Origin of the sequence: Nocardia sp. CA-084685 (assembly GCF_050955785.1) — a bacterium.
In the GTDB taxonomy this organism is placed as follows: domain Bacteria; phylum Actinomycetota; class Actinomycetes; order Mycobacteriales; family Mycobacteriaceae; genus Nocardia.
The window spans coordinates 7,783,009-7,805,774 of record NZ_CP192094.1; the positions used below are offsets into that span (position 1 = coordinate 7,783,009).

Here is a 22,766-nt window from a genome sequence, read left to right on the forward strand (position 1 = left end):
GTGAGATAGCGGCTCCGATCGGCTGCGGTACCACCATTTCACTATGCCCGAAGCGCGACTGCGCAGGGCACTCAGACCGTCGTCGGCTCGGGAGCCGGGCTGCTGGCCCGGCGACCGAGCCGAACCGGCATCCGCTCATATCCGTGCAGCGTGAACAGTTTTCGCCGTTGCGGTGTCCCATCCAGTCGCAGGTCCGGGAACCGCTCGAACAATGATTGCAGCGCGTAGGTGGCTTCCATTCTGGCCAGGCTCGCGCCGAGGCAGGCATGGATGCCACTGCTGAACGTCAAGTGCTCCTTGGCATTCGAACGTCCGACATCGAAGACATCCGGATCCTCGAAGACCGCTGGATCGCGGTTCGCGCCTGCCAGTGACAACACCACGGTATGTCCCTTGTGCAACTGCACACCCTCGAGTTCCACGTCGGTCCGTGCGATTCGCGCCGTCGTCTGCACCGGCGCATCGATGCGCAGCACCTCTTCGACCGCATTCGGCCAGAGAGAGGGTTCGGCCCGCAATCGATCCAATTGTTCCGGATGGGTGACCAATTGCGCGACACCGTTGCCGATCAGGTTGACCGTGGTCTCGAACCCCGCGCCCATCAACAGACTCGCGGTCGCCTTCAAGGCGAAATCGTCCAGTTCATCCGCGGTGACCAGACTGCTGAGAATATCGTCGCCCGGTTCGCGGCGCAGCCGAGCGATATGTCCGTCGAGGTAATCGTTCATCACCTCCATCGAGCCGAGCGCACGCCGGAATGCTCGCCAGGAAATCCCGACATCGAGCAGCGGTGTCATCCGATCGCCCCAGCCCAGGAATAACTTTCGGTCCTTTTCCGGGAAGCCGAGCATTTCCGAGATGATGGCGATCGGCACCTGCGCGGCGTACGACTCGATCAGATCGGCCGAACCGCCCGAGGGCAGCGCACCGAGCAGTTCCTCGGTGACCGTCTCGACCCGTTCGCGCAATCGCCCGATCGCGCGCGGGGTGAAGGCCGCGGCGACCGGCTTTCGCATCCGCGTATGCTCCGGCGGGTCGATGACCAGCATGGACGGTGGCTCGACCGGGTTGGGCGGCAAGGGAAGTCGCTTGGCGAGCAACTGCAGCGGCTTCGGGATATTGAAGGTGTCGGTGGTGCGAACACCGAATCGGTTGTCCCGCAGCACCGCTCGGCACAGATCGTAATCGAAGCTCGCCCACGCGATCGAGGTGCGCTGCACCCGACCCCGTCCGCGCAGCCGCTCGATCAGCGGGTAGGGGTCGGCGAGACCGTCTGGTCCGCCCATGAGTTGGGCGAACGGATCGCCGCGCCGGGCCTGGGTGCGCAGAGCCAAGCGCGGCGCACCCTGCACCGATAACCACCGGAACCAATACTGCGGCTTCATCACTTCACCAACCCCATCGTTGCGCGACAATTCCACCGTACGGACTGCCCGGGCAGAGTGGAACGTCCCAAGGTCGGACGCCGACCTATACCAGGGTAGGAGCTCAGCCGCGCTGCGCGGTGACCCGCTCGGATTCGATGCGCCGCTCGCGCAGTGCCGGATCCGGATTCACCACCTGCACCAGCGAGGCCCCCGCGACGAGCACCGAAACGAACCCGTCGATCAGCTCGGCCGGGGTATCCCAGGACGTGCTCGACAGCACCCGGTCGCCCTCGGAAAACCCTTGTAGCACAGCGGATTTCCTGGCCTCGGCCAGTACCTCGGAGACCGGCATGCCGTCCAGTGCCACCCCGGCGCCGCGCGGCATGAACTGGTCCCCGTGCACCCGCACGGAGGTGGCGAAATCGGTGACGCCGATCGGCAGATCACGCACCGGCATGCCGAAGGCATCCAAGGACAGCGCTGCGGCCTCCGGAATTCCGTCGGTCTCGGCCAACCGTTCGGTGGTCGCCAGCGCCAGATCGGCATCCGGATCGGGCCCGAGCACCACCTCGATCCCGGCCCACCAACAGCCGAGCAACACCGCGGCGGTCTGCCAGTGCGCGGGCAGCAGCACCGCGACGCGCGCACCCGGGCTGAGCCCGAACTCGTCGCGGATCAGGTTGCCGGTCTTGGCCGCCCAGTTCGCCAGGGTCAGCCCGGAGAGTTCGATCCGGGCGCCGGTCGCATCGTCGTAGTAGGTGACGCGCGGACCTGCCGGATCGCGCTCGAGGATCGGATCCAGCACCGCCTCGGTGAGTGTCAGTACCTGGTCGTGGTCACGCATCGGTCAATACACGCATGGTCAATTCACGCATTTCGGTCCGTTCTGGCCTGCGTCGATCGGTGGAGCCGGTGGCACGGGCGTCGCGGTGCTCGACGTTCCGGAGAAGTCGAACATGCTGCCCGCGGTCGAGCCCGGACCAGAATAGTCGCTTGCCAGCACGACGCTGACCGAATCCGGGGACAACGTGCTGTCGGCGATGACCGTCAGCCCGCCGAGCGCCTGTGCGACCGCCTTGACCTTCGGATTCGAGGCGTCCATCGCAAGGACTCGACTGCTGGTGACGCTGGGCCCGGTGTAGTTGCCGACCAATCCCTCCTGGAAACCCTTGGCCGTCAACACCTGTGCCACCTGTCCCGCAAGCCCGCCGATTCCGCTCGCATTGAACACGCTGACGCTCACCGAGGCCGGATCGATGGTCGGCTCGGCATGATCGTCGGACTTGCCGTCGACCAGCGACGCCACATACGACTTGACCGCCTTCGGATCCACCCGCACGACGGATTCGCCGTCGCTGGTCGTGTCGTTGAGATCGGCGACCGGAATCGTCTCGAAACTGACCTGACCACCCGAAAGATCCTTCAGCTGTTGCAGAAACGCCAACACATCCCAATCGTCGTCCAGCACCACGGTGCGCCCGACCGCATCGCTGAGGTTCTGCAACTTGCCCGGATTGCTCAGCGTCTTGGCACTGAGCGCCTGGCCGACCAACTGCGCCATGAAGACCTGCTGGCGCACGATCCGGTCCAGGTCGCCGCGTGGCAGATCGTGGCGCTGGCGCACGAAACTCAACGCCTGTGGCCCGTCGAGCTGCTGGCGACCGGCCCGGAAATCGGCGCCGGACATCCATTCGTCCACGGGATTGTTCAGGCACACATCGACACCGCCGACCGCATCGGTGAGCAGCACGAAGCCGAGCAAACTGACCTCGGCGTAGTGGTCGACGGTAATGCCGGTGAGATTGGCCACGGTCTTGATCAGCGCCTGGCGCCCCGCCTGGGTGGATTGCTTATCCGCGTCGGCCTCCGAAACGCCCTGGTTGATGAGCTTCAGCCGCTGGGCCTCCTTGGTCGAACCATACGCCGAGTTGATCTTGCCGTTGCCCATGCCCGGAATGTCGACATAGGAGTCGCGCGGAATCGAGATGGCGGTGGCGGAGCGGCCGTCGTTCGGGACACGTACCAGCACGATGGTGTCGGTATTGGTGCCGACCTCATCGCCCGCGTGCAACATTGCGCGCTCGTTGCTGCTGAGCGGATTACCGTGCGCGTCGGTGCGGCTGTCCACACCGACCAGCAGTATGTCGACGGCGCCGTCGCTGCCACCGCCGAGGCCGAGGCCGCCGATACGTTCGATATTCGAGATCAGCGCGTCCACGCTGTGCCAGCCGAATCCGGTGATGAGTAGGACCAGCACCGCCCCGACCGCGACGAACGCGCGCAGCGGACCCAAGCCGCTTCCGCCTTCGGACAGTCGCGACGACGCTGTCGCCCTCATCTTCTGCGGCACCACTGCATCCTCTCGCCAAAAACCGAGCATCCTGCCCAAGCACCATGCTGCGCTTGCCCGCGCGCTCCCAGCTGATTCCGACTGTGCGGCGCCGGTTTCGTCGAAGCCGACGCGTCGCTGACTCGACCGCCCCGCCTCCGGTGGCCCCCGTCTCCGTTGTCCCGAGGCTAACCGACGGCTACCGCGGCGGACCTCAACCGCAGGTGCCACGGCGTGCCAGACTCGTGCCCGTGACCGCGATATCGCCCTCCTCGACCGTAGCCGCGCGCCTCGTCGTAACCGGAGCGGGTGGGCAGCTGGGTCGCGAACTGCTGCGCCGCGCACCCGACGCCCACGCCTTCAGTCGCGACGAATTGGACATCACGGACGCAGCCGCGGTGCGCGCCGAACTCGAACCGGGTGATGTCGTGCTGAACTGCGCCGCCTATACCGCCGTCGACCAGGCCGAATCCGATCCCGAGGCCGCCTTCGCGGTCAATGCGACCGGACCGGCCGTACTCGCCGCCGCCTGCGCGAGGCTGGACGCCCGATTGATCCATATTTCGACCGACTATGTGTTCGCGGGTACCCACACCGAGCCGTACGACACCGACGACCCGACCGAACCCACCACCGTATACGGCCGATCGAAATTGGCAGGTGAACAGGCCGTGCTGGAAACCGCGCCGCACGCGCATGTGGTGCGCACGGCGTGGGTATACACCGGGCGCGGAAGCGATTTCGTCGCGACCATGCTGCGGCTGGAACGCGAACGCGACACCCTCGACGTGGTCGACGACCAGCTCGGCTCGCCCACATACGCCGCCGATCTGGCCGCCGGACTGCTGCAGTTGACGGGTCGACCGGATGCGCCGCGAGTGCTGCACGCCACTAATTCCGGCCAGGTCAGCTGGTTCGAATTCGCGCGGGCGATATTCGCCGGAGTCGGCGCGGATCCGACCCGGGTGCGCGCGTGTGACTCGACCGCATTTCCGAGACCCGCACGGCGCCCGGCATATTCGGTGATGTCCAACCGTTCCTGGGCCGATGCCGGACTTACGCCATTGCGGCCATGGGAGGTCGCACTCGGGGACGCGCTTGCGGGGTTGTCACAGTAGGCTGCATGGCCGTGAGGGAGCGACAGCGAGCGAACCATCAACACAACGTGCGATCGCGCACGACGGAGCCGAGCGTCAGCGAGGCACGGTCGTGAGTGATTCCGGAGCGGCCCCAGGCGGGCTTGTCGTCGTCACGGTGACTTATTCACCCGGCGAGCACCTCGAGCACTTCATCACCACCCTAGCCGCAGCCACCAGCGAAAAACCGCAGGTGATCCTGGCCGACAACGGTTCGGTGGACGGTGCCCCGGAGCTGGCGGCCGAGGCCAACGCACACGTGCGACTGCTGCGAACCGGCGGAAATATCGGTTACGGTGGCGCGATCAACCGGGCGGTCGCGGAGATCGATCCGAGTGTCGAATTCATCGTCATCGCCAACCCGGATATTCGCTGGGGCACCGATTCCATCGACAAACTGCTGGCCGCCGCCAAGCGCTGGCCGCGAGCCGGCGCGCTCGGACCGATGGTGCGCGAGCCCGACGGCAGCGTCTATCCGTCCGCACGCTCGGTGCCCGGCCTGCTCGACGGCGCCGGACATGCCATTCTCGGCACGGTATGGCCATCCAACCCGTGGACCCTGCGATACCGCCAGGACAACGAGCAGATCTCCGAGCGGGCCGTCGGCTGGCTGTCCGGCTCGTGCCTGCTGGTGCGGCGCGCGGCCTTCGATTCGATCGACGGCTTCGACTCGCGCTACTTCATGTACATGGAGGACGTGGACTTCGGCGACCGGATGGGCAGGGCCGGTTGGCACAACGTCTTCGTGCCCGACGCCGAGGTGACCCACGCCAAGGGGCATGCGGCCGGCCGCCATCCCGAGGTGATGCTGCCCGCGCACCACGCGAGCGCATACCGATTCCAGGCCGATCGGCATCCGCACTGGTGGCAGGCGCCGTTGCGGTTGGCGTTGCGGGCCGGACTTGCGATCCGTTCCCGAATTGCGGTTCGATCTGCGCTGCGTCAACAGGCACGGGAAGCCCAGAGCTAACGTCACGAGTTCGGCACGCAACGGTGCCGAACCCGTGTCGCTGGGTACCGAGACTGGTGTCTGTGGTGTTGACGCGCACCACCGAGCACACGATCCACTGTGAACAGGGAGCATGATGGCAGGAAATGCAGGCACCGACGCCGTGATTCTGGTCGGCGGCCAGGGCACGCGGTTACGTCCGCTCACCCTGTCGGCGCCCAAGCCGATGCTGCCGACGGCCGGACTGCCGTTCCTGACCCATCTGCTCGCCCGCATCGCGGACGCCGGAATCACCCACGTCGTGCTCGGCACCTCGTTCAAGGCGGAGGTCTTCGAGGAACACTTCGGTGACGGCGCCGACCTCGGACTCGAACTCGAGTACGTCACCGAGACCGAACCGCTCGGCACCGGCGGCGGCATCCGCAATGTGCTGCCCAGACTGCGCGCCGACAACATCATGGTGTTCAACGGCGATGTGCTCGGAGGCACCGATCTCGGCGCGATCCTGGACACCCACGAATCCACGAACGCGGATGTCACTCTGCATCTGGTTCGGGTGAGCGACCCGCGCGCATTCGGCTGTGTGCCGACCGATGAGCAGGGCCGGGTCACCGCGTTCCTGGAGAAGACGCAGGACCCGCCGACCGATCAGATCAATGCTGGTTGTTATGTCTTCCGGCGCGAATACATCGAGAAGATTCCGGCGGGGCGGCCGGTGTCGGTGGAGCGTGAGGTGTTCCCAGCGCTGCTCGCCGAGGGCGCCCGCGTGCAGGGACACGTCGACTCCTCCTACTGGCGCGATATGGGCACTCCCGAAGACTTCGTCCGCGGCTCGGCCGACTTGGTCCGCGGCATCGCCCCTTCCCCGGCACTGCCCGGTCAGCGCGGCGAATCGCTGGTTCATGAGGGTGCTGGCGTCGCCCCCGGCGCGCTGCTCATCGGCGGCACCGTGGTCGGTCGCGGCGCCGAAGTCGGCGCTGGCGCTCGCCTCGACGGCGCGGTGCTCTTCGATGGCGCCCGCATCGAAGCGGGCGCCACCGTGGAACGCTCCATCATCGGCTTCGGTGCGCGCATCGGTCCCCGCGCCCTCGTCCGCGACGCCGTCATCGGTGACGGTGCGAACGTCGGCGCCCGCTGCGAACTACTGCGCGGCGCCCGCATCTGGCCCGGCGTCGACATCCCAGACGGCGGAATTCGCTTCTCTACGGACGTCTGATCTCGAGGCGCACAAGGTATTTGGCGGGCGCGCGGTGAAATCCCTTATCGTCGCACGTTCGAAAGGCACGGTTCAAGGAAGCTCGACCACTGTGCGTGCGACAGTCGTGACCCGCGGGTCGCCCGGCCACATACTCATGCCACACCGGGCAACTCGTGGGCGAGCGCAGCCGAGCTAGCCGTCACGGCCGAGACCGAGGCGGCGTTCCCCATGCCGCCAACCCGGCTGCCCTCGGCGTCGGGAAGGCGCGCGCGGGCGTCAGCTGAAGCCGACCGCTTGTTCGCCCCAGGCAGTATGCAGGTCGCGGTCCGGGTCGTCGATTACGCGGTCGATATTGTCGATGAGAAGGGTGGTGCGGGTGTCGGGGCGGTAGGGGGGCCAGTGTTTGGAGCCATCGATGGCCGCCGGGACGCCGTGGGTGGCGAAGGCGAGCCAGCGGCGTTGCATGCGACCGGAGACTTCCATGGCGACCTTGCGCCCGCCGAGCCAAAAGGTCGGATCGTGGTTCAGGGTGCCGAAATTGCCGAAGACATAAGGCAATTCGGTGGCGTGACCCGCGCCGACGCGGGCGGCCTTCAGCATCGGGGTGGCATGGTCGAAGCGGTACATCCAGGTCGGCGAGTGCTGGGCGTGGCCGTCGGCGACCCAGTGTGCGGGCATGCGGAAGGCCGCGTCGGTGGACATGGCAAGTGCGCCACGGGTCTTCGCGAGATCCGGATAGGCCGAGGTGATTTCGGCGATGCGCTCGGGCGACATATCCGGATGGCTGGCGGCCACATCGCGCAGCATGACGTTCACCGCATCCGGGGTCACCGGCATGATCGGTGAGCGGAAAACGCGGAACAATGATGCTTCGTCCTTATTGGTGCCGATGATCAGCGGCACACGATGCGACTGGCCGTGTTGGAAGCGGTCGATCGGATAGGTCGGGACCAGATCGCCGTCGACCACCGGCGCGGCGGCCAGTCGGCCCGGCTCCTTCAACGGAATCTCATCCAGCAGTAGGCCCGCCGCGGTGACGATTCGTTCGATCGGGCACTCCAGCAATTCGCTTGCGCGCGAATACGGTAATTCAATCAACTCCAGAAAGCGTTGGGCCACAGCCGCAGCCCGCGCCTGCCCGAAAACTGTTGTCGCGGGCGGGCTTTGCGCGATCGCCTGGTGAAACAGACCAGCGGCGCGCGGTGCGGTCAGCAGTGCGGTCACGCATCCGGCGCCGGACGATTCACCGAACAGCGTCACATTGCCCGGATCGCCGCCGAATGCGGCGATATTGTCGCGGACCCACTCGAGTGCGGCGAGCTGGTCGTGCAAACCGAGATTCGGCGTGAAAGCGTCCGAGAGCGAGGACAAGTCGAGGAAGCCCAGCGCGCCGAGGCGATAATTGACCGTCACCACGACCACGTCACCGGCTTCGGCCAGCCTGCGACCGTCGTAGATCGCCTGGGCCGCGGTGCCGAGGCAGTAGGCGCCGCCGTGCAACCACACCAGGACCGGCCGTGGCGTACCGGTATCGGCGGAACTGCGCGGGGACCACACATTGAGCCACAGGCAGTCCTCGCCCATCCGCAGATCGGAATCGACCGGGACCATAGTGCCCATTGTCTGCGGGGCGATTTCGCCGAAGGCGGTGCACTCGCGGATGCCATCCCATGGCTGCGGCGGCAGGGGCGGCCGGAACCGATTCGGACCCGACGGAGCGGATGCGTACGGAATGCTGCGCCACACCGCGACCGGTCCGTCCCACCGTCCACTCACGCGGCCCCAGGTCGTTTCCGCGACCGGCTCGGTGTCATCGACCTCGGAGCCAGGTTCGATATCGAACTGCGTGGTCATGTTCAGCACCTCCTGCCTACGACCCGGACAGTGCGCTGTGAGTTTGCTCCGGCCGGGTCCAAGCACCTAGCGATCTCTTATCGAGAGTACGTCCAGTTGGACAGTGGGATAGGGCGATGTAGCTCTCACCCTTGGCGCTACGCTGGGCCGATGCCGAGTTATAGCTTCCGGTGTCGCAGCTGTGGCGACACTTTCGAGGTCAACCGTCCGATGGCGGAGGCGTCGAATCCGGCGGCCTGCCCGAACGGTCACGATGACACAGTCAAGCTGCTGACCACATTTGGCACGGTCAGCAGGGGTGCGGCGGTGCCCGCGCCCACGCCGCGGCCCGCCGGTGGTGGATGCTGCGGTGGCGGCTGCTGTTCCTGAATCCGGCGTGGTCGATATCAGGCTCGGTTGGGTCAGTCCTGTTTGTCGACGTGGCCGAGGTCACGCTCCGGTGCGACGCGATCGCGCACGCGCTGTTTGAGTACGGCGATATCCGGGAATCCGCCGTCCGCCTTGCGCTCCCAGATCTGGTCGCCGTCGATGGTGATGCGGAAGACACCGCCCGAGCCGGGGATGAGTGCCACCTCACCGAGTTCGGTGGCGAAGGTGCTCAACAGTTCCTGTGCCATCCAGCTCGCGCGCAGCAACCAGCGACATTGGGTGCAGTATTCGATCGCGATACGCGGCATGGTTGGCACGCTACCCGTCATGGTTCGATGACGCCGTCGAGGTAGACCCACCCACCGTCCACGCGGGTGAATGTGCTGACCTCGTGCAGGGATCCGCGTCGATCGGTCTTGTAGTGGGCGATGAATTCCACGAGGCCGGTGTCGTCGAATGGTCCGCCGCGCTCGGTGCGCAGGATCTCCAGGAACAGCCAGCGCTGGTCCGGGTCCAGTTCGAGCGTTTTCGGTCGGGTGCGCGGATGCCAGGACCGCAGTAGATATTCGATATCACCGACCGCGAATGCGGTGTAGCGCGAACGCATCAGCGCCTCGGCCGTCGCCGCGGACCGCTCCCCTGCCAGTACCGGTCCACAACAGGCGCCGAACGGCTCCCCACGCTTACACGGGCACGGCTGCGACTGATCCATGCCTCCAAATCTTGCTCATCGCGCACATCACCGCGTGCACCGGGGCCGGGCTTATCAAGATCAGGTGGCACTGGTGGAGGGGCTACTCGCTTGGCGCCTGCACAGATTCCACCTGATCTTGATCCAGATGGCTTCTGCGCAGCGTGTGGTCAGCGGGGGGCGGCTGTGGCTAGGGTGGTGGCGATCGCGGCGGTCTGTTCGCGCCAGCGGCGTAATTCGGTGACGCTCGGGGCGAGTTCGTAATCGTGATGGTGGGCGGCGCGGGAGAGAGCGGCCCATACCGTCGCGACCTGCGCGGCGGTGGCGTCGCCCGCGAATACGCGCAGGGCGAGCAGTTGTGCGCGCATCGGACAGCGCGCCAATTCTGGTGCCACCTTCGACCACAACTCGTCGACGGACTGTTCGAGCGCGAGACGCAGAATCCACACCGTCGCCCGCGACCAGAGCCCGTCGGCATCGGTCACCGACCCGTCGAGCAGCCGATCCACCGCATCGAACCGCTCAGCCACCGTCGGCCGCGGCGGATGCTGTTTCCGCGTCGACTCTCGCTTGCGCCCACCACCCCGCCGCTCCGCACCCCCTACCTTCCGCTGCCTAGCCCCGTCGCCCTGCCGAGCCATGCGGCCCGGCCGGGCCCCATCGCCCTGCCGAGCCCCGTCGCCTTGCCGACTTGTACGACCCTGCCGAGCCGTACCGCTCTGCCCACCCGAGTCATCCGGCCCGACTCGCCTTCCCACCCGACCATTTCCGCCGTGCCGCGCGCCTGCATCCCCCTTCCGGCCAGCACCATCCCACTGATCCCCGGTGCGCCACGAATCGCCAATGCCTCGCGACTGCGCGCCACCCAAAGGATCCCCATCCGGCGCGCGACTCTCGTCCTCGTCTGAAGTGTCCGCGTCTTCAGGCGCCGCGCTCAACGCCACCCCCGAGCTATCGATACCTTCCGAGCGATCGAGACGCAGCAGCCGTTCATCGTCGTAGCCAGCCGACGAACTTTTCGGTGTCCGCGATCAGGTCGCGCATGCTGCGGCCGATGGGGACATGGGCACCCGCGGTGGCGTCGCGTAACGCGTCGACGACCCATTTGCCTTCGCGGGCGAGGTGTTTGTTGAGGTCGTCTACTCGGCCGTCGATACCCATTACCGCGAGCGCGACCATTGCGCGGGTGGTTTGTGCGCCCTCGATATGGCGTTCGACATCGCGGTGGTCCATGCCGTCGGCGAGCAGATTGCGCCGGGCTCGGGCCAGGCTAGCGGCTTCGACGGCGGAGCGGCAGCAGGTGGCCACCAGTTCGTCGGCGATCGCCGGGGGAAGTTGTGGGGTGCGCACGAGGGAGCGGGCGTCGTCGAGGTAGCGGCGGATGGGGTCGCTGGAGACCCGTACTTCCACTACCGAGCGCTCGCGGCGCTGCACTTCCAGCACGCTGGCGTCCAGTTGCATGCGCCGTACCGCCTCGGCCAGCCGCTCGTCATGGGTGAAGACGATCACCTGCCGCGTCCACGCCATGACCTCGAGCACCCTGGCCAATCCGTCCACCTTCGCCGGATCCATGGCCTGCACCGGATCATCGATCATGACGAAGCGAAAAGGGCTGTCCTCCACCGTCGCTCGCGGCAGGAACAGCGAAAGTCCAAGGGCGTGCAATTCGCCCTGACTCATCACGCCGAGCGCGGCGCCGTCCACCTCGTCGACGGTGACATCGAGCAGTACCCGACGTGCGGTTCCGGCATTGCCCTGCAAACGAATGGCACCGAGTTCGACATTGCTCTGCTGACGCAGTGTGCGCCAGACCCAGCGCGCCGTGGTCTCCAGCGGCGCCATCCGCTCCCCGCGCAATCCGGCGGTCGCGGATTTGAGCCAATCCTCGGCACGCTTGAGCGTGCGCAGTTCGCTGCCGTTCGCGACGACCGCGCGCGCCCCCTCCAGCCACCCGCTGATGCGTGGCACCAGGGGCGACCACACCTCGTCCAGGCGGTTCAGTTCCTTGCGGGTGCCCTGCTGCAGCAGTTCGAGTTCGTCGACCAGACGCGTATGCGCACCGCGCAGGCGATCGGGCAGGTCCGGCGAGTAGTCGGCACCGGTCAGCGCCGCCCAGTCCGTCCAGGCGCGACGCACGGCGGTGGTGTCGACGGTGGGCGGATTGCGTGGATCGAAATCGAGTTCCGGGGGAATATGCTCCGGCAGCGCGCGGGCGTCGCGGAGGGCCTGTCGCAGTGCGGCGCGTGCGGTCGCGAGCGCATCGACCCGCGAGGTCAGCTCGGCAATCGAGGCTTGCGCACCGCGCAACCACGTCGCATCCAATTCCCCGCGTCCACAGACCGGGCATGGGCATTCCCCGCTGGCACCGACATGATCGAGTGCCCGCCGCAGCAACTCCAGCACCCGCAGATCGGCCTCGGCATCCGCGGTCGAATTGCGAGCCAGGACCGCGCGGCACTGTTCGAGGCGCGCGGCGATGGCCTCGACCTCGGCACCCGACGGCAAGACCAGCCGCACGATTGCCCGCAGCCCATCCGGTCCGACCGGATTCTCTGCGGTGCCGAGTATTTCGCGACCGATGGCGGTGAGATCGGGACGGTCCGGGCGCAGCAGTGCCGCCATGCGCACCGCGCGGTCGTCGGCCACCGCACCGAGCGCGGTCACCAGTTCGATGCGTTCCAGACGCGAATCCCGTGCGGCGCGTTCGAGTTCCAGTCGGCGACTGCGAATCCGCTCCTGCGCCACGGTCAATTCGTCGAGCCCGAGCAGCCGATGCAGCGCGTCGAATAGATCGCTCGGTTTGCCGTCGACGAGAGCGCCGAGTTCGCTGTAGGACAGGAACGGTCGATACAACTCCAGCAGACCTGCCCAGCGGTCGCCATTGAAATCCGTTGGCGTGGTTCGGGATCGCCGCTCCGTCCACTGCGCCTGAGTCAAATCGGCCTGCGGTGACCATTCTTTGGCTATGGTCAGCTCGGGATCGTCTCCGGCGGTGAGCAATTCGAGTTCGATCCGCGCCGAACCACCATCGTGCAGATTCCGCCAGCCCTCGCGCCACGCCGCGGATCGGCCGTCCCAGCGGCGATTACTACCGGTGAGCACCAGTTCAGCGGCCTCGGCGAAGCTCGACTTGCCACTTCCGTTGCGGCCCACCACCAAGGTGAGACCAGGGCCGGGCGACAGCTCCAGTGTTGCCTCGGGTCCGATGCCGCGGAAACCGCGCACCCGAATCGCACGCAGGAATATGCCCGAACTGTCGAATTCGGTTGTCAGATCATCGGACTCGCCGCCACCGAGGGCGCGGAGCACGGTATGCGCCACATCGGGGGTGACGGCGGGATCGGTGGCGAGCCGCCGGGATACCACTTCGGTCAGGCGCGGCACCGGCGCAGTATCGGTTCCGGGATCTGTACGCATGCGTAACCCCCTACGCCACCGAACCGCGGCTTGTCCTCCAACCCCGCACGGGTATCACTGTTGAAAGTTGAGCGAAACGCTACCCGATGGCGTCGAATTCGCCCACAGGGGTGTCGTTTCGCCTGGTCGGAAGGGGAAATACGAATCTGCCCGCGGGGATGGTATGGCCATCGAACAGGCTGGGCCCCGCTCGATGTCCACCCCTCGCCAACCCCGGCGGGCAGCTCGATGGTGTGTCGCCCGATTCGGGCGGCTCGGTCGGAGCCGAACAGGACAGAATGCCAGAATCGGACAACCAGCGCAAGGCGCGGTTGTCGCCGAATCTGCCGTCCGCGCAGCGTATTCCAGGAAAAACACCCACTCACCACCTAACTTGTCGGTGGGGTGCGGTAGAAATTCGCCCAACCTAGTAACGGGGGAAGACATGACATACAGTCGATCCGGGGCCGCCGGATGAACCAGGCGGGAGCCAACATATGACCGCGCCGTGGACCGAGGAACAGGTCAGCGCGCTCGCACCGGATGCGAGCTCGCTATCGGCCGCGCGCAAGCTCGCCGGGCGCTGGCACGGCACCGGACAGTCGGACACCGCACTGTGGGGCCTGTGTCAGGGCAGCGGCTCCAAGCCTTATCAGACAATCGTGGATCTGGCGGGTCCGGCATATAAGTGCTCGTGTCCCAGCCGCAAGTTCCCGTGCAAGCACGCGTTGTCGCTCTTACTCGCCTGGTCGGGTGGTGCGGTCGCCGAAGCTGCCACGATCGCGGCCTTCGCGGCGGAGTGGATCAACGCACGCGCGGTCCGCACGGCCAAGCCCCCAGCCGACCCGCAGGCCCGCAGGGCCAATCCGGCGACCGCCGAACAGCGGCGGGTACGGGTGACGGCGGGGCTGGAGGAACTCGATATCTGGCTCGGCGATCAGGTGCGGACCGGACTGGCCCAGACAGACCGCTCGTATCGTGCCTTCGAGGCGATCGCGGCCCGGATGGTGGACGCGCAGGCACCCGGCGTCGCCGCCGCGCTGCGTCAGCTGCCGACCACCGTGGTGACCAGGGCGGATTGGCCGGATGTCGTACTCGCCGAATACGCGAGACTGCATCTGCTGATCGCCGCGCACCGCCGCCTCGACGAATTGTCGCCGGAGCTGCGGGCAAGCGTCCGTAGCCATATCGGCTATCCGACGTCCGCCGAATCCGTGCGCGCCGAACCGGCGGTTCGGGATCAGTGGCAGGTACTCGGCATCCGGACCAGCGAGGAGGAGCGCCTCTATACGCGCCGAACCTGGTTGTACGGCAGGCGGACTCGCCGCTGGGCACTGCTGCTCGAGCATTCCTTCGGTTCGCCGAGCTTCTCGGTGGAGGTACCACTTCCGGGGATGATGGCCGAAGCCGATCTGCACTACTACCCGGGTGGCGCGCCGCTGCGGGCGCTCTGGGGCGAACGGCACGGTGCGGCCGAACCGTTCACCACGCTGCCGGTCGCCGACGGTACGATCGCTGGCGCATTGGCCGTACATGCCGAGGCGCTCGCGGGCGATCCGTGGCTGCGATCGCGGCCGCTGCTGCTCACCGATGTCGCGCCGGTATGGACTGAAAATGGCTGGTATATCACCGAATCCAATGGCACCGCGCTACCTGTTGCGGCCGCCGAGCAGCCGTGGCGACTGCTCGGGGTCTCCGGTGGCCATCCGTTGACACTGGCCGCCGAATGGGGTGTGGCCGGATTGGTGCCGATCTCGGTATGCACCGCCGGTGAGGTCGTCGATGTGGGTAGTGCGGAGTTCGGGCCGCGCGAGGCATCGAATGCGCTGGTGTCCGAGGAGCTGACCTCGGTGGCACTGCTCGGCACTGCTCGCAGGGCAGCCGATCCCGCTCGACTCGCGGCTCCGGTGGCGGCCGCCGCGACCAGGTTGCGCACCGATCCGGCACTGCTGCTGCTCGAATCCGCCGCTCTGCGTGGGGCTTTCGCGCGCGGCGGCGTATCCGTCAGCACGGCGGCCAAGCCCGAGCCCGCCGTGGATGACGCGCGGCGACTACTGCCCCGCGCCGCGGCATCGCGCCTCGCCCGCCTGTTGCGGGATCGGTCTCCGTTTCTCCCCGAATGGTTCACGGCCGCAGCACCATTCGACTATCGCGCCCCTGATGCACTGTGCGCGCTGCTGCTCGAGCAGGCGAAGGCCGATACCGAACTGCGCGAGCCGCTATTGCGCCTGGCCGGAACCCGCGGCCGCTGGCTCGCCGATCAAAATCCGGACTGGCGCGACCTGGTGCGGCAAGGACCTTCCGATACGCCGACGGCGCAGAGCTGGCTGTTCGGCCAACCGCCCGAGCGCCGCGAATGGCTCACCGAGCTGCGCGGCCGAGATGCCAAGGCCGCACGGGAAGCACTGATCGCGTCTTGGCCGAAGGAATCCGGTCCGCTGAAGGCGGAGCTATTGGCCATACTCGCCGATGGGATTTCGGCCGACGACGAACCGCTGCTCGAGGCCGCATTGGACGATCGGCGATCTGATGTGCGGCGAGTCGCGGCCGCACTGCTGCCACTGCTGCCGAGTTCGGCATTCACCCAGCGCATGACTCGGCGCGCGAGCGCATGGGTCACGGTCGAACATATGCTGCTGCACCCGAATCTGGTTGTCCGCATTCCGGAGGAGCTCGATGACGCGGACCGCAGGGACGGCATCAACGACCGCACCGTTGAGTTCACCTATCGCTGGGACGGAGCACCGGATCTGCGAGCGGGTCGACTACGGCAACTCGTCGCGGCGACACCGCTGACGCACTGGGAGTCCGAACTCGGCGCGCCGCACAAGGCCACCCGCGCCAAGATCAGCGAACGGTTCCGCCAGCCGCTGTTCGACGGCTGGGTGGATGCCGCACTGGCACAACATGATCCGACCTGGGCGCGGGCGCTATTCGACGCGGGCGTGCCGACCGATCTGGCGATGCTGCGGCGGCGTGAATTATTCGCGCTGCTGCCGCTGCCGGATCGCACTCGGCATCTGCTGCAATTGGACGGCGCGTGGCTCTCGGAGCTCGAGGCATTGCTGCCCGCCATGGGCCATCCGTGGCCGGAGCCCCTTGCCCAACACCTGATTCTGTTGTTGTTCGAACGCGCACGCGCCGCAGCCAAGCGCCCGGAAGCGCATGGCACCGGACCGAGCGCGCATCGGTCACTGCTGTCCGTGGCGGCCGTACATCTACCCGTCAGCGCGGCGCGGACGGCCACTGCGGTGGCACGCCGATGCACCGATCCCCATTGGGAGCGAGCCTTCGATCAGCTCGCCCATGACCTCAACCACCGCTCGATGATGCTCGAGGAGTTGCAGTGACCACTACCGATTCGATGCCGGAGCTGTTGCGTCCACATGCCGAACAGGCGTATGCCGAGGAGTTGCGGACGCTGGCCGCGATCGATGATCGGCCGCGGCCGCCGTCGTGGCAGCTGTCGCCATGGGCGGTGGTCACCTATCTGCTGGGCGGCACGCTCGACGACGGCACCGTGATCAGCCCCAAGTACGTCGGACCGCGTCGCCTCATGGAGGTGGCGGTCGCGACGCTGGCGACCGATCGGGCGCTGCTGCTGCTCGGCGTGCCCGGCACCGCGAAAACCTGGGTATCGGAACATCTTTCGGCCGCGATCAGCGGCGCGTCGACGCTGCTCGTCCAGGGCACATCAGGCACCGCCGAAGAGGCTATCCGCTATGGCTGGAACTATGCGCGGCTGCTCGCGGAGGGGCCGAGCGAGGGTGCGCTGGTGCCGTCGCCGGTCATGACGGCGATGCGTCGCGGTGCGATCGCGCGGATCGAGGAACTCACCCGTATTCCGTCCGATGTGCAGGATGCGCTGATCACCGTGTTATCCGAGAAGACGCTGCCGGTGCCGGAACTCGGGATGGAGGTGCAGGCGGCCAAGGGTTTCAATGTGATTGCCACTGCCAATGACCGTGACCGTGGCGTCAACGACCTGTCCTCCGCGTTACGCCGCCGCTTCAATACCGTTGTGCTGCCGCTGCCCGCCAGTGAGGACGAGGAGGTCGCCATTGTGACCCGCCGCGTCGAACAGCTCGGCTCCGCGCTCGAACTTCCAACTGTTCCGGCTGCGGCCGAGGAGGTGCGCAGAGTTGTTCGCGTCTTCCGCGAGCTGCGCTCCGGTATGACTGCCGACGGCCGCACCAAACTCAAGACACCCTCCGGCACCCTGTCCACCGCCGAGGCGATCTCGGTGATTACCAATGGCATTGCCCTGTCGGCACACTTCGGCGACGGCACCTTGCGTGCCTCGGATATCGCGGGCGCGGTCCTCGGCTCGATCATCAAGGATCCGGTGGGCGACGCTGTCATCTGGACCGAATATCTGGAAGCAGTTGTGCGTGAACGTCCCGAGTGGTCCGACTTCTACCGCGCCTGCCGCGAGGTCACCGGATGAGGGCGCGGCGACATCTGATCCGACGACATCGGCTGTCCAACCGGGGGTGACACGGTGAGGAAGACAAACACAGTGGACGAGCAGCAGAGCGCAGCCTCGAGCGGTCCGGTGACCCGCGTATTCGGTATCCGCCATCACGGCCCGGGTTCGGCCAGATCCCTGCGTGCCGCATTGGAGCAGTTTCGTCCCGACGCGATCCTGATCGAGGGTCCGGCAGATGCCGATCCCTTGGTCGGATACGTTGCGGCAGAGGGAATGTCGCCGCCTGTCGCGCTGCTGGCCTACGTGCCGGATCAGCCCGCCAAGGCCGCATTCTGGCCCTTCGCCGTATTCTCCCCCGAATGGCAGGCGCTGCGATATGCGGTGGAACACGCAGTGCCGGTCCGGTTCTGCGATCTGCCCGCCACCACTGTCCTGGCCACCGAAGACGAACCGGGCGACCGCATCGACCCACTCGCCGAATTGGCCGCCGCCGCCGGCTACGACGATGCCGAACGCTGGTGGGACGCAGTAGTCGAATCCGTCGCCGACACCGACGCTTTCGAAGCAATCACCGAGGCAATGGGCGCACTGCGCGAAGCAGCTGAACGAGGCATGACCGCCAACCCCATCGAGGTCGAACCCGGCGACACATGCGAAGGGCCGACACATGACCAACTCCAGCAGGAACGCATAGCACCCGACACCGTCGTAGGCCGTGCCGCACTCGGGGAGGCGGCCAGTGAGAACGCACCGACCGGCGACACTGTCGGCGAAGCGATCGGGCTCGAACACGCCGAGCGCGAACCCCTTGGAATCGACACGCACACACTTCGGCGTGAGGCGTATATGCGGCAGACGATGCGGAAGGTATTGAAGGAGGGGGCGCGGCGGGTTGCGGTGGTGTGTGGGGCATGGCATGCACCGGCGTTGGCGGGGAAGTTGGGTCCGGCGACGGCAGACACCAAGTTGCTCAAGGGGCTGCCGAAGGTGAAGGCGACGGTGACTTGGGTGCCGTGGACGCATTCGCGGCTGGCGACGACCTCCGGATACGGTGCCGGGATCACTTCGCCGGGCTGGTATCACCACCTGTTCACCGAGACCGAGCAGCCGATCGCGCGCTGGCTGACCAAGGTGGCTGGAGTACTGCGCGCCCACGATCTGCCGGTGTCGAGTGCGCACATCATCGAATCCGTCCGGCTCGCCGATACGCTCGCGGTGCTGCGGGCTCGGCCGCTTGCCGGACTGTCGGAGGTCACCGAGGCGGTGCGGTCGGTGATGTGCGCCGGCGATGAGACGATGCTGCGGCTCGTCGCTTCCGAACTAGTGGTCGGCGAGGCACTCGGAGCCGTGCCGGATGGCACGCCGACCGTCCCGCTGGATGCCGATCTGCGCGCCCGGATCCGCGCGCTGCGGCTCGAGCAGGAAGCCCTGTCCCGCAATCTCGATCTCGACCTGCGCAAGGAGCGCGGAGTCGAGCGTTCGCGACTGCTGCACAGGCTGCGCGTGCTCGGAATCGACTGGGGCACACCGACAACCGGCGAAGTGCGCAGCACCGGCACCTTCCGCGAATCCTGGACGCTACGGTGGCGACCCGAATTCGCCGTCGCGATCATCGAGGCCTCCCGCTGGGGCACTACCATTCGCACCGCGGCGGAAGCCAAAATCCTGGATACCGCTGGCCGCGAGGGCAGTACCGTCGGCGATCTCACCGACGCACTCGAAGTCGCGCTGCTCGCCGACCTCGGCGATGCCACCAATGGCCTGATCACCCGCCTGGAGTCGGCAGCGGCACTGGACCACGACGTAACCCACCTGCTCGCCGCCCTTCCCGGCCTGACCCGCACACTGCGCTACGGCGATGTCCGCGGCACCGATACCGAGGCACTCGCCCACGTCGCGGACGGTCTGCTCGTGCGGATATGCGCAGGCCTGCCCGGCGCGGTGACCGGCCTCGATACCGATGCCGCCGAACATCTGCGCACCCAACTCGATGCCGCGCACACCGCCATCCACACCCGCGACAATGATTGGGCAACCAGCGAATGGCTCGCCGCCCTGCACCGCCTGGCCGACCGTGACGATGTGCACGGCGCTCTCGTCGGCCGCGCCGTCCGATTGCTGGCCGATGCCGGGCGCATCGACGAAACCGATTCCGCACGTCGGCTTTCCGCCGCGCTATCGATCGGCAATACGGCCGCCGCCAAGGCGGCCTGGATCGACGGGTTCCTCGGCGGTCGCGGGCTGATACTGGTCCACGACCGAGAGTTGTTGCGGCTCATCGACGATTGGCTGCGCGGTCTCGGCGACGATATGTTCGTCGAAATCCTGCCGCTACTGCGCCGCACCTTCGGCGCATTCGAATCCGGGGAGCGCCGCGCCATCGGCCAGGCGGTGCGCGACAGCGGCTCCGGTGCCTCGCGCACCGGCGAGGAAGCGGCATTCGATATCGAACGCGGGCTCGTCGCCATGCGCACGGTCGCGGACATCCTGGGAGTGCCGGTATGAGATCGACGCACTCCTTCAGCACCCCGCTCAGCCCCCTCGATCAACCCCGAACCACGATGTGGCGACATAGTGCCGTCACCGAACTCCCCGGAGTGACCGGATGAACGCGATCGACGAAACCCAGTCCAGGCGTTGGCGTCTGGTACTCGGCACCGCGGCCGAACAACCCCTCGGCGGGTTGGGTTCCGCGGACGACGAGGCGATGGATCGAGCACTCGGCGCGGTCTACAACACCGATGATCAGACATCCGGTAAACGCTCCGCCGGACTAGGCGGCTCCGCACCGAAGGTGGCCCGCTGGCTCGGCGATATCCGCAGCTACTTCCCGTCCACCGTCGTCGAGGTCATGCAGCGCGATGCCGTGGATCGGCTCAATCTGACCCAGCTCCTGCTGGAACCGGAACTACTCGAGGCGGTGGAACCCGATGTGCATTTGGTCGGCACCCTGCTGAGTTTGAACCGCGTGATGCCCGAAACCACCAAGGCGACAGCGCGAATGGTGGTCGAGAAGGTGGTCCGCGAAATCGAACAGCGCATTGCCGCGCACACCGTCGCAGCGGTCTCCGGTGCGCTGAATCGCGCCGCCCGCGTCACCCGACCTCGGCTGCGCGATATCGACTGGGACCGCACCATCCGCAAGAACCTGGCCAACTACCTCCCCGAATATCGGACCGTGGTGCCCGAACGCCTGGTCGGCTACGGCCGCAAGGCGCAGGCGGTGCGCCGCGATGTCGTCCTCGCGATCGATCAATCCGGCTCTATGGCCTCCAGCGTGGTCTACGCCTCGGTCTTCGGCGCGGTTCTGGCCTCCATGCGCTCGCTGAAAACATCTCTGGTCGTCTTCGATACCGAGGTCGTCGATCTGACCGAACAGCTCAGCGATCCGGTCGAGGTCCTTTTCGGCACCCAACTCGGCGGCGGCACGGACATCAATCGTGCTATCGCCTACTCCCAATCACTCATCACCCGCCCGGCCGATACCTTGTTCGTCCTCATCTCCGATCTCTATGAGGGCGGTATCCGCGAAGAGATGCTGCGCCGCGTCAACGCCATGCGGGAGTCCGGCGTTCAGGTGGTTGTGCTGCTCGCCCTCTCCGATGACGGCGCTCCCGCCTTCGACCACGAAAATGCCGCCGCCCTGGCCGCGCTCGGCGTACCGGCGTTCGCCTGCACTCCCGACAAGTTCCCGGACCTGCTCGCCCTGGCCCTTGACCGCGGCGATATCCAAGCCTGGGCCAACCGAAATGCCGGAGCCAACTGAGTCAGCGCGTCGGCACCAGCTGCGGACCCATGGCACCCCACGCCGTAGCCGAGGCGGGCACCACCAGCGGATGCAGCAGCGCGGCCAACCCGAGCAGCACCACCGCGACGATCGCGTCGAGCCAATAGTGATTGCCGGTCCCGACCACGACGAGCGTGGTGAGCACCGGATGCGCCAATGCCAGCCACCGCCAGGAACTACGGGTCGCCGCGACCACGGCGAAGGCCAGCAGCAAGGCCCACCCCACATGCAGCGAGGGCATGGCGGCGAACTGGTTCGAAAGCCCGCCGGAATCCGGTGAACCATAGACGGATTGGCCGTGTAGGGCGGCGAGGTCGACGAAACCGTAATCGGGGAGCATGCGCGGAGGCGCGAGCGGTATCAGCACATGCACGACGAGCGCGGCCCCGGTCAATGCCACCATCAGGTTGCGGGTCCAGCGGTAGTGCTCCGGCCGGAAGACCCACAGGCACAACAGCACCCCGACCGCCACCGTGAAATGTGCGGTGGCGTAATAGAAGTTGGCCGGTACCGCGAGAAAATCCCGATGCAGGAATACGGCCTGCACCGTAGTCTCCTCCGGCAGCCCGAGCTTATCCTCGAGCCCGAGCATGGCCCTGGCATTGCCGAGCGCGTGCACGGTGTCATCGGCGGTGAACATCCGCCCGACCCGATAGGCCACATAGAGCACGGTGATCAACGCGAGCTGTCGAACCGCCTCGCCGCCGCGGCCGTGCACCGCCACCCTCATCTTCTCGGCGATGCCACCGACCGCGGGCGAAAAACCCACGTTCGGACCACCGAGACCCACCGCCACCATTGCCAGCGGCCTCCTTACCCATTCATCCCCGGGCCGTCATCAGACGTTAAACGGAGTATCAACCTCCGTTTAACGTAGCATCAGTCGTTAGCCAGACTCAGCACACTGTGACCAGAGAGACACCTCCGATTCGACTGCTCAGCGATCTCGACTCACTGGATGATCCGCACGCTGCGGCCTCATCGCCCAGCCGAGGGGCGCACTCGACCGCACGCATCGGGATGCGAAACCCGGCAATGTCCTGCCGCGACGGTCGGCGGGCGCTGGATTCGCACGATCGAGCGCTGTTGACCGACTTCGGGATCGCCCGGCTGCCCGACGACACCGGCCACGTCACCGGCGCCCCGAACGCGGTCCGGGCTACGCCTCGCCCGAGTAGCTGACTTTTGGATCGCCTAACCGACCAATACTCCCCGGCCTACACCCAGTCAGCTGCGCACCGACCGCATGCAGCCCCGCGTG

General features: G+C 66.8%; 19 protein-coding genes. 9 read left to right on the forward strand and 10 right to left on the reverse strand.

Translation table 11 applies throughout. The annotated features are described in order from the left end of the window. Positions 1–71 precede the first annotated feature (71 nt). The 3 genes from ACQP2U_RS34705 to ACQP2U_RS34715 all read right to left on the reverse strand — a co-directional run bounded on the left by ACQP2U_RS34705 (position 72) and on the right by ACQP2U_RS34715 (position 3,705). A complete protein-coding gene (locus ACQP2U_RS34705) occupies positions 72–1,385 on the reverse strand; it encodes a cytochrome P450 (RefSeq protein ID WP_433711358.1) in 1,314 nt (437 codons plus the stop codon). 103 nt (positions 1,386–1,488) lie between these two features. Beyond that, on the reverse strand, positions 1,489–2,211 hold the full coding sequence (locus tag ACQP2U_RS34710; RefSeq protein WP_433711360.1) for a TIGR03089 family protein: 723 nt from the start codon (positions 2,209–2,211) through the stop codon (positions 1,489–1,491). A gap of 18 nt (positions 2,212–2,229) precedes the next feature. Beyond that, positions 2,230–3,705 carry an LCP family protein gene (locus tag ACQP2U_RS34715; RefSeq protein WP_433716676.1) on the reverse strand — a complete coding sequence of 492 codons (1,476 nt, stop codon included), beginning with the start codon at positions 3,703–3,705 and terminating at the stop codon, positions 2,230–2,232. Between the two features lie 242 nt (positions 3,706–3,947). On the opposite strand from ACQP2U_RS34715, the gene rfbD reads away from it, so the two are divergent. From rfbD to ACQP2U_RS34730, 3 genes are all read left to right on the forward strand, one after another. Continuing rightward, the gene (rfbD, locus tag ACQP2U_RS34720) at positions 3,948–4,814 is read left to right on the forward strand and encodes a dTDP-4-dehydrorhamnose reductase (protein WP_433711362.1); all 867 of its coding nucleotides are present in this window, start codon (positions 3,948–3,950) and stop codon (positions 4,812–4,814) included. Between the two features lie 91 nt (positions 4,815–4,905). Next, on the forward strand, positions 4,906–5,802 hold the full coding sequence (locus ACQP2U_RS34725; RefSeq protein WP_397036121.1) for a glycosyltransferase family 2 protein: 897 nt from the start codon (positions 4,906–4,908) through the stop codon (positions 5,800–5,802). Positions 5,803–5,917: 115 nt separating this feature from the next. After that, positions 5,918–6,997 (forward strand): sugar phosphate nucleotidyltransferase, encoded by a 1,080-nt coding sequence (locus ACQP2U_RS34730; protein WP_433716677.1) that lies wholly within the window; start codon positions 5,918–5,920, stop codon positions 6,995–6,997. A gap of 258 nt (positions 6,998–7,255) precedes the next feature. Here the strand turns inward: ACQP2U_RS34730 and ACQP2U_RS34735 are convergent, their stop codons facing one another. Continuing rightward, positions 7,256–8,833, reverse strand: a complete 1,578-nt coding sequence (locus ACQP2U_RS34735; RefSeq protein WP_433711363.1) for a carboxylesterase/lipase family protein — start codon at positions 8,831–8,833, stop codon at positions 7,256–7,258. Between the two features lie 150 nt (positions 8,834–8,983). Between ACQP2U_RS34735 and ACQP2U_RS34740 the strand changes: the two genes are divergently transcribed. Then, positions 8,984–9,202: an FmdB family zinc ribbon protein gene (locus ACQP2U_RS34740; RefSeq protein ID WP_433711364.1), complete on the forward strand. Its 219-nt coding sequence runs from the start codon at positions 8,984–8,986 to the stop codon at positions 9,200–9,202. A 32-nt stretch (positions 9,203–9,234) separates the two neighbouring features. Here ACQP2U_RS34740 and ACQP2U_RS34745 read toward each other — a convergent pair whose 3' ends face one another. From ACQP2U_RS34745 to ACQP2U_RS34765, 5 genes are all read right to left on the reverse strand, one after another. Continuing rightward, positions 9,235–9,510, reverse strand: coding sequence for a SelT/SelW/SelH family protein (locus ACQP2U_RS34745; RefSeq protein WP_433711366.1), 276 nt, complete (start codon positions 9,508–9,510; stop codon positions 9,235–9,237). A 17-nt stretch (positions 9,511–9,527) separates the two neighbouring features. Further along, complete coding sequence (locus tag ACQP2U_RS34750) at positions 9,528–9,914, reverse strand: YchJ family protein (protein WP_433711367.1); 387 nt, start codon at positions 9,912–9,914, stop codon at positions 9,528–9,530. Between the two features lie 149 nt (positions 9,915–10,063). After that, on the reverse strand, positions 10,064–10,423 hold the full coding sequence (locus ACQP2U_RS34755; RefSeq protein ID WP_433711368.1) for a hypothetical protein: 360 nt from the start codon (positions 10,421–10,423) through the stop codon (positions 10,064–10,066). 71 nt (positions 10,424–10,494) lie between these two features. Next, positions 10,495–10,773 (reverse strand): hypothetical protein, encoded by a 279-nt coding sequence (locus ACQP2U_RS34760; protein ID WP_433711369.1) that lies wholly within the window; start codon positions 10,771–10,773, stop codon positions 10,495–10,497. 110 nt (positions 10,774–10,883) lie between these two features. Then, on the reverse strand, positions 10,884–13,310 hold the full coding sequence (locus ACQP2U_RS34765; protein ID WP_433711371.1) for an AAA family ATPase: 2,427 nt from the start codon (positions 13,308–13,310) through the stop codon (positions 10,884–10,886). A gap of 476 nt (positions 13,311–13,786) precedes the next feature. Here ACQP2U_RS34765 and ACQP2U_RS34770 point away from each other — a divergent pair, with 476 nt between their 5' ends. From ACQP2U_RS34770 to ACQP2U_RS34785, 4 genes are all read left to right on the forward strand, one after another. Then, positions 13,787–16,639 carry an SWIM zinc finger family protein gene (locus ACQP2U_RS34770; protein WP_433711372.1) on the forward strand — a complete coding sequence of 951 codons (2,853 nt, stop codon included), beginning with the start codon at positions 13,787–13,789 and terminating at the stop codon, positions 16,637–16,639. A gap of 14 nt (positions 16,640–16,653) precedes the next feature. Further along, positions 16,654–17,736 carry an ATP-binding protein gene (locus ACQP2U_RS34775; RefSeq protein ID WP_433716678.1) on the forward strand — a complete coding sequence of 361 codons (1,083 nt, stop codon included), beginning with the start codon at positions 16,654–16,656 and terminating at the stop codon, positions 17,734–17,736. 54 nt (positions 17,737–17,790) lie between these two features. After that, a complete protein-coding gene (locus ACQP2U_RS34780) occupies positions 17,791–20,223 on the forward strand; it encodes a DUF5682 family protein (RefSeq protein WP_433711373.1) in 2,433 nt (810 codons plus the stop codon). A gap of 100 nt (positions 20,224–20,323) precedes the next feature. Next, on the forward strand, positions 20,324–21,484 hold the full coding sequence (locus ACQP2U_RS34785; RefSeq protein ID WP_433711375.1) for a VWA domain-containing protein: 1,161 nt from the start codon (positions 20,324–20,326) through the stop codon (positions 21,482–21,484). A 1-nt stretch (position 21,485) separates the two neighbouring features. Here ACQP2U_RS34785 and ACQP2U_RS34790 read toward each other — a convergent pair whose 3' ends face one another. Beyond that, complete coding sequence (locus ACQP2U_RS34790; protein ID WP_433711376.1) at positions 21,486–22,304, reverse strand: phosphatase PAP2 family protein; 819 nt, start codon at positions 22,302–22,304, stop codon at positions 21,486–21,488. 107 nt (positions 22,305–22,411) lie between these two features. Here ACQP2U_RS34790 and ACQP2U_RS34795 point away from each other — a divergent pair, with 107 nt between their 5' ends. Beyond that, positions 22,412–22,687 (forward strand): hypothetical protein, encoded by a 276-nt coding sequence (locus ACQP2U_RS34795; protein WP_433711377.1) that lies wholly within the window; start codon positions 22,412–22,414, stop codon positions 22,685–22,687. Positions 22,688–22,766: the final 79 nt, after the last annotated feature.

Excerpts from the sequence above, each read along its gene's own strand:
- ACQP2U_RS34705 (WP_433711358.1), bottom strand. The coding sequence starts at position 1,385 with ATGAAGCCGCAGTATTGGTTCCGGTGGTTATCGGTGCAGGGTGCGCCG.
- ACQP2U_RS34710 (WP_433711360.1), bottom strand. The coding sequence starts at position 2,211 with ATGCGTGACCACGACCAGGTACTGACACTCACCGAGGCGGTGCTGGAT.
- ACQP2U_RS34715 (WP_433716676.1), bottom strand. The coding sequence starts at position 3,705 with ATGAGGGCGACAGCGTCGTCGCGACTGTCCGAAGGCGGAAGCGGCTTG.
- ACQP2U_RS34730 (WP_433716677.1), top strand. The coding sequence starts at position 5,918 with ATGGCAGGAAATGCAGGCACCGACGCCGTGATTCTGGTCGGCGGCCAG.
- ACQP2U_RS34735 (WP_433711363.1), bottom strand. The coding sequence starts at position 8,833 with ATGACCACGCAGTTCGATATCGAACCTGGCTCCGAGGTCGATGACACC.
- ACQP2U_RS34740 (WP_433711364.1), top strand. The coding sequence starts at position 8,984 with ATGCCGAGTTATAGCTTCCGGTGTCGCAGCTGTGGCGACACTTTCGAG.
- ACQP2U_RS34745 (WP_433711366.1), bottom strand. The coding sequence starts at position 9,510 with ATGCCGCGTATCGCGATCGAATACTGCACCCAATGTCGCTGGTTGCTG.
- ACQP2U_RS34750 (WP_433711367.1), bottom strand. The coding sequence starts at position 9,914 with ATGGATCAGTCGCAGCCGTGCCCGTGTAAGCGTGGGGAGCCGTTCGGC.
- ACQP2U_RS34760 (WP_433711369.1), bottom strand. The coding sequence starts at position 10,773 with ATGGGGATCCTTTGGGTGGCGCGCAGTCGCGAGGCATTGGCGATTCGT.
- ACQP2U_RS34765 (WP_433711371.1), bottom strand. The coding sequence starts at position 13,310 with ATGCGTACAGATCCCGGAACCGATACTGCGCCGGTGCCGCGCCTGACC.
- ACQP2U_RS34770 (WP_433711372.1), top strand. The coding sequence starts at position 13,787 with ATGACCGCGCCGTGGACCGAGGAACAGGTCAGCGCGCTCGCACCGGAT.
- ACQP2U_RS34775 (WP_433716678.1), top strand. The coding sequence starts at position 16,654 with ATGCCGGAGCTGTTGCGTCCACATGCCGAACAGGCGTATGCCGAGGAG.
- ACQP2U_RS34785 (WP_433711375.1), top strand. The coding sequence starts at position 20,324 with ATGAACGCGATCGACGAAACCCAGTCCAGGCGTTGGCGTCTGGTACTC.
- ACQP2U_RS34790 (WP_433711376.1), bottom strand. The coding sequence starts at position 22,304 with ATGGTGGCGGTGGGTCTCGGTGGTCCGAACGTGGGTTTTTCGCCCGCG.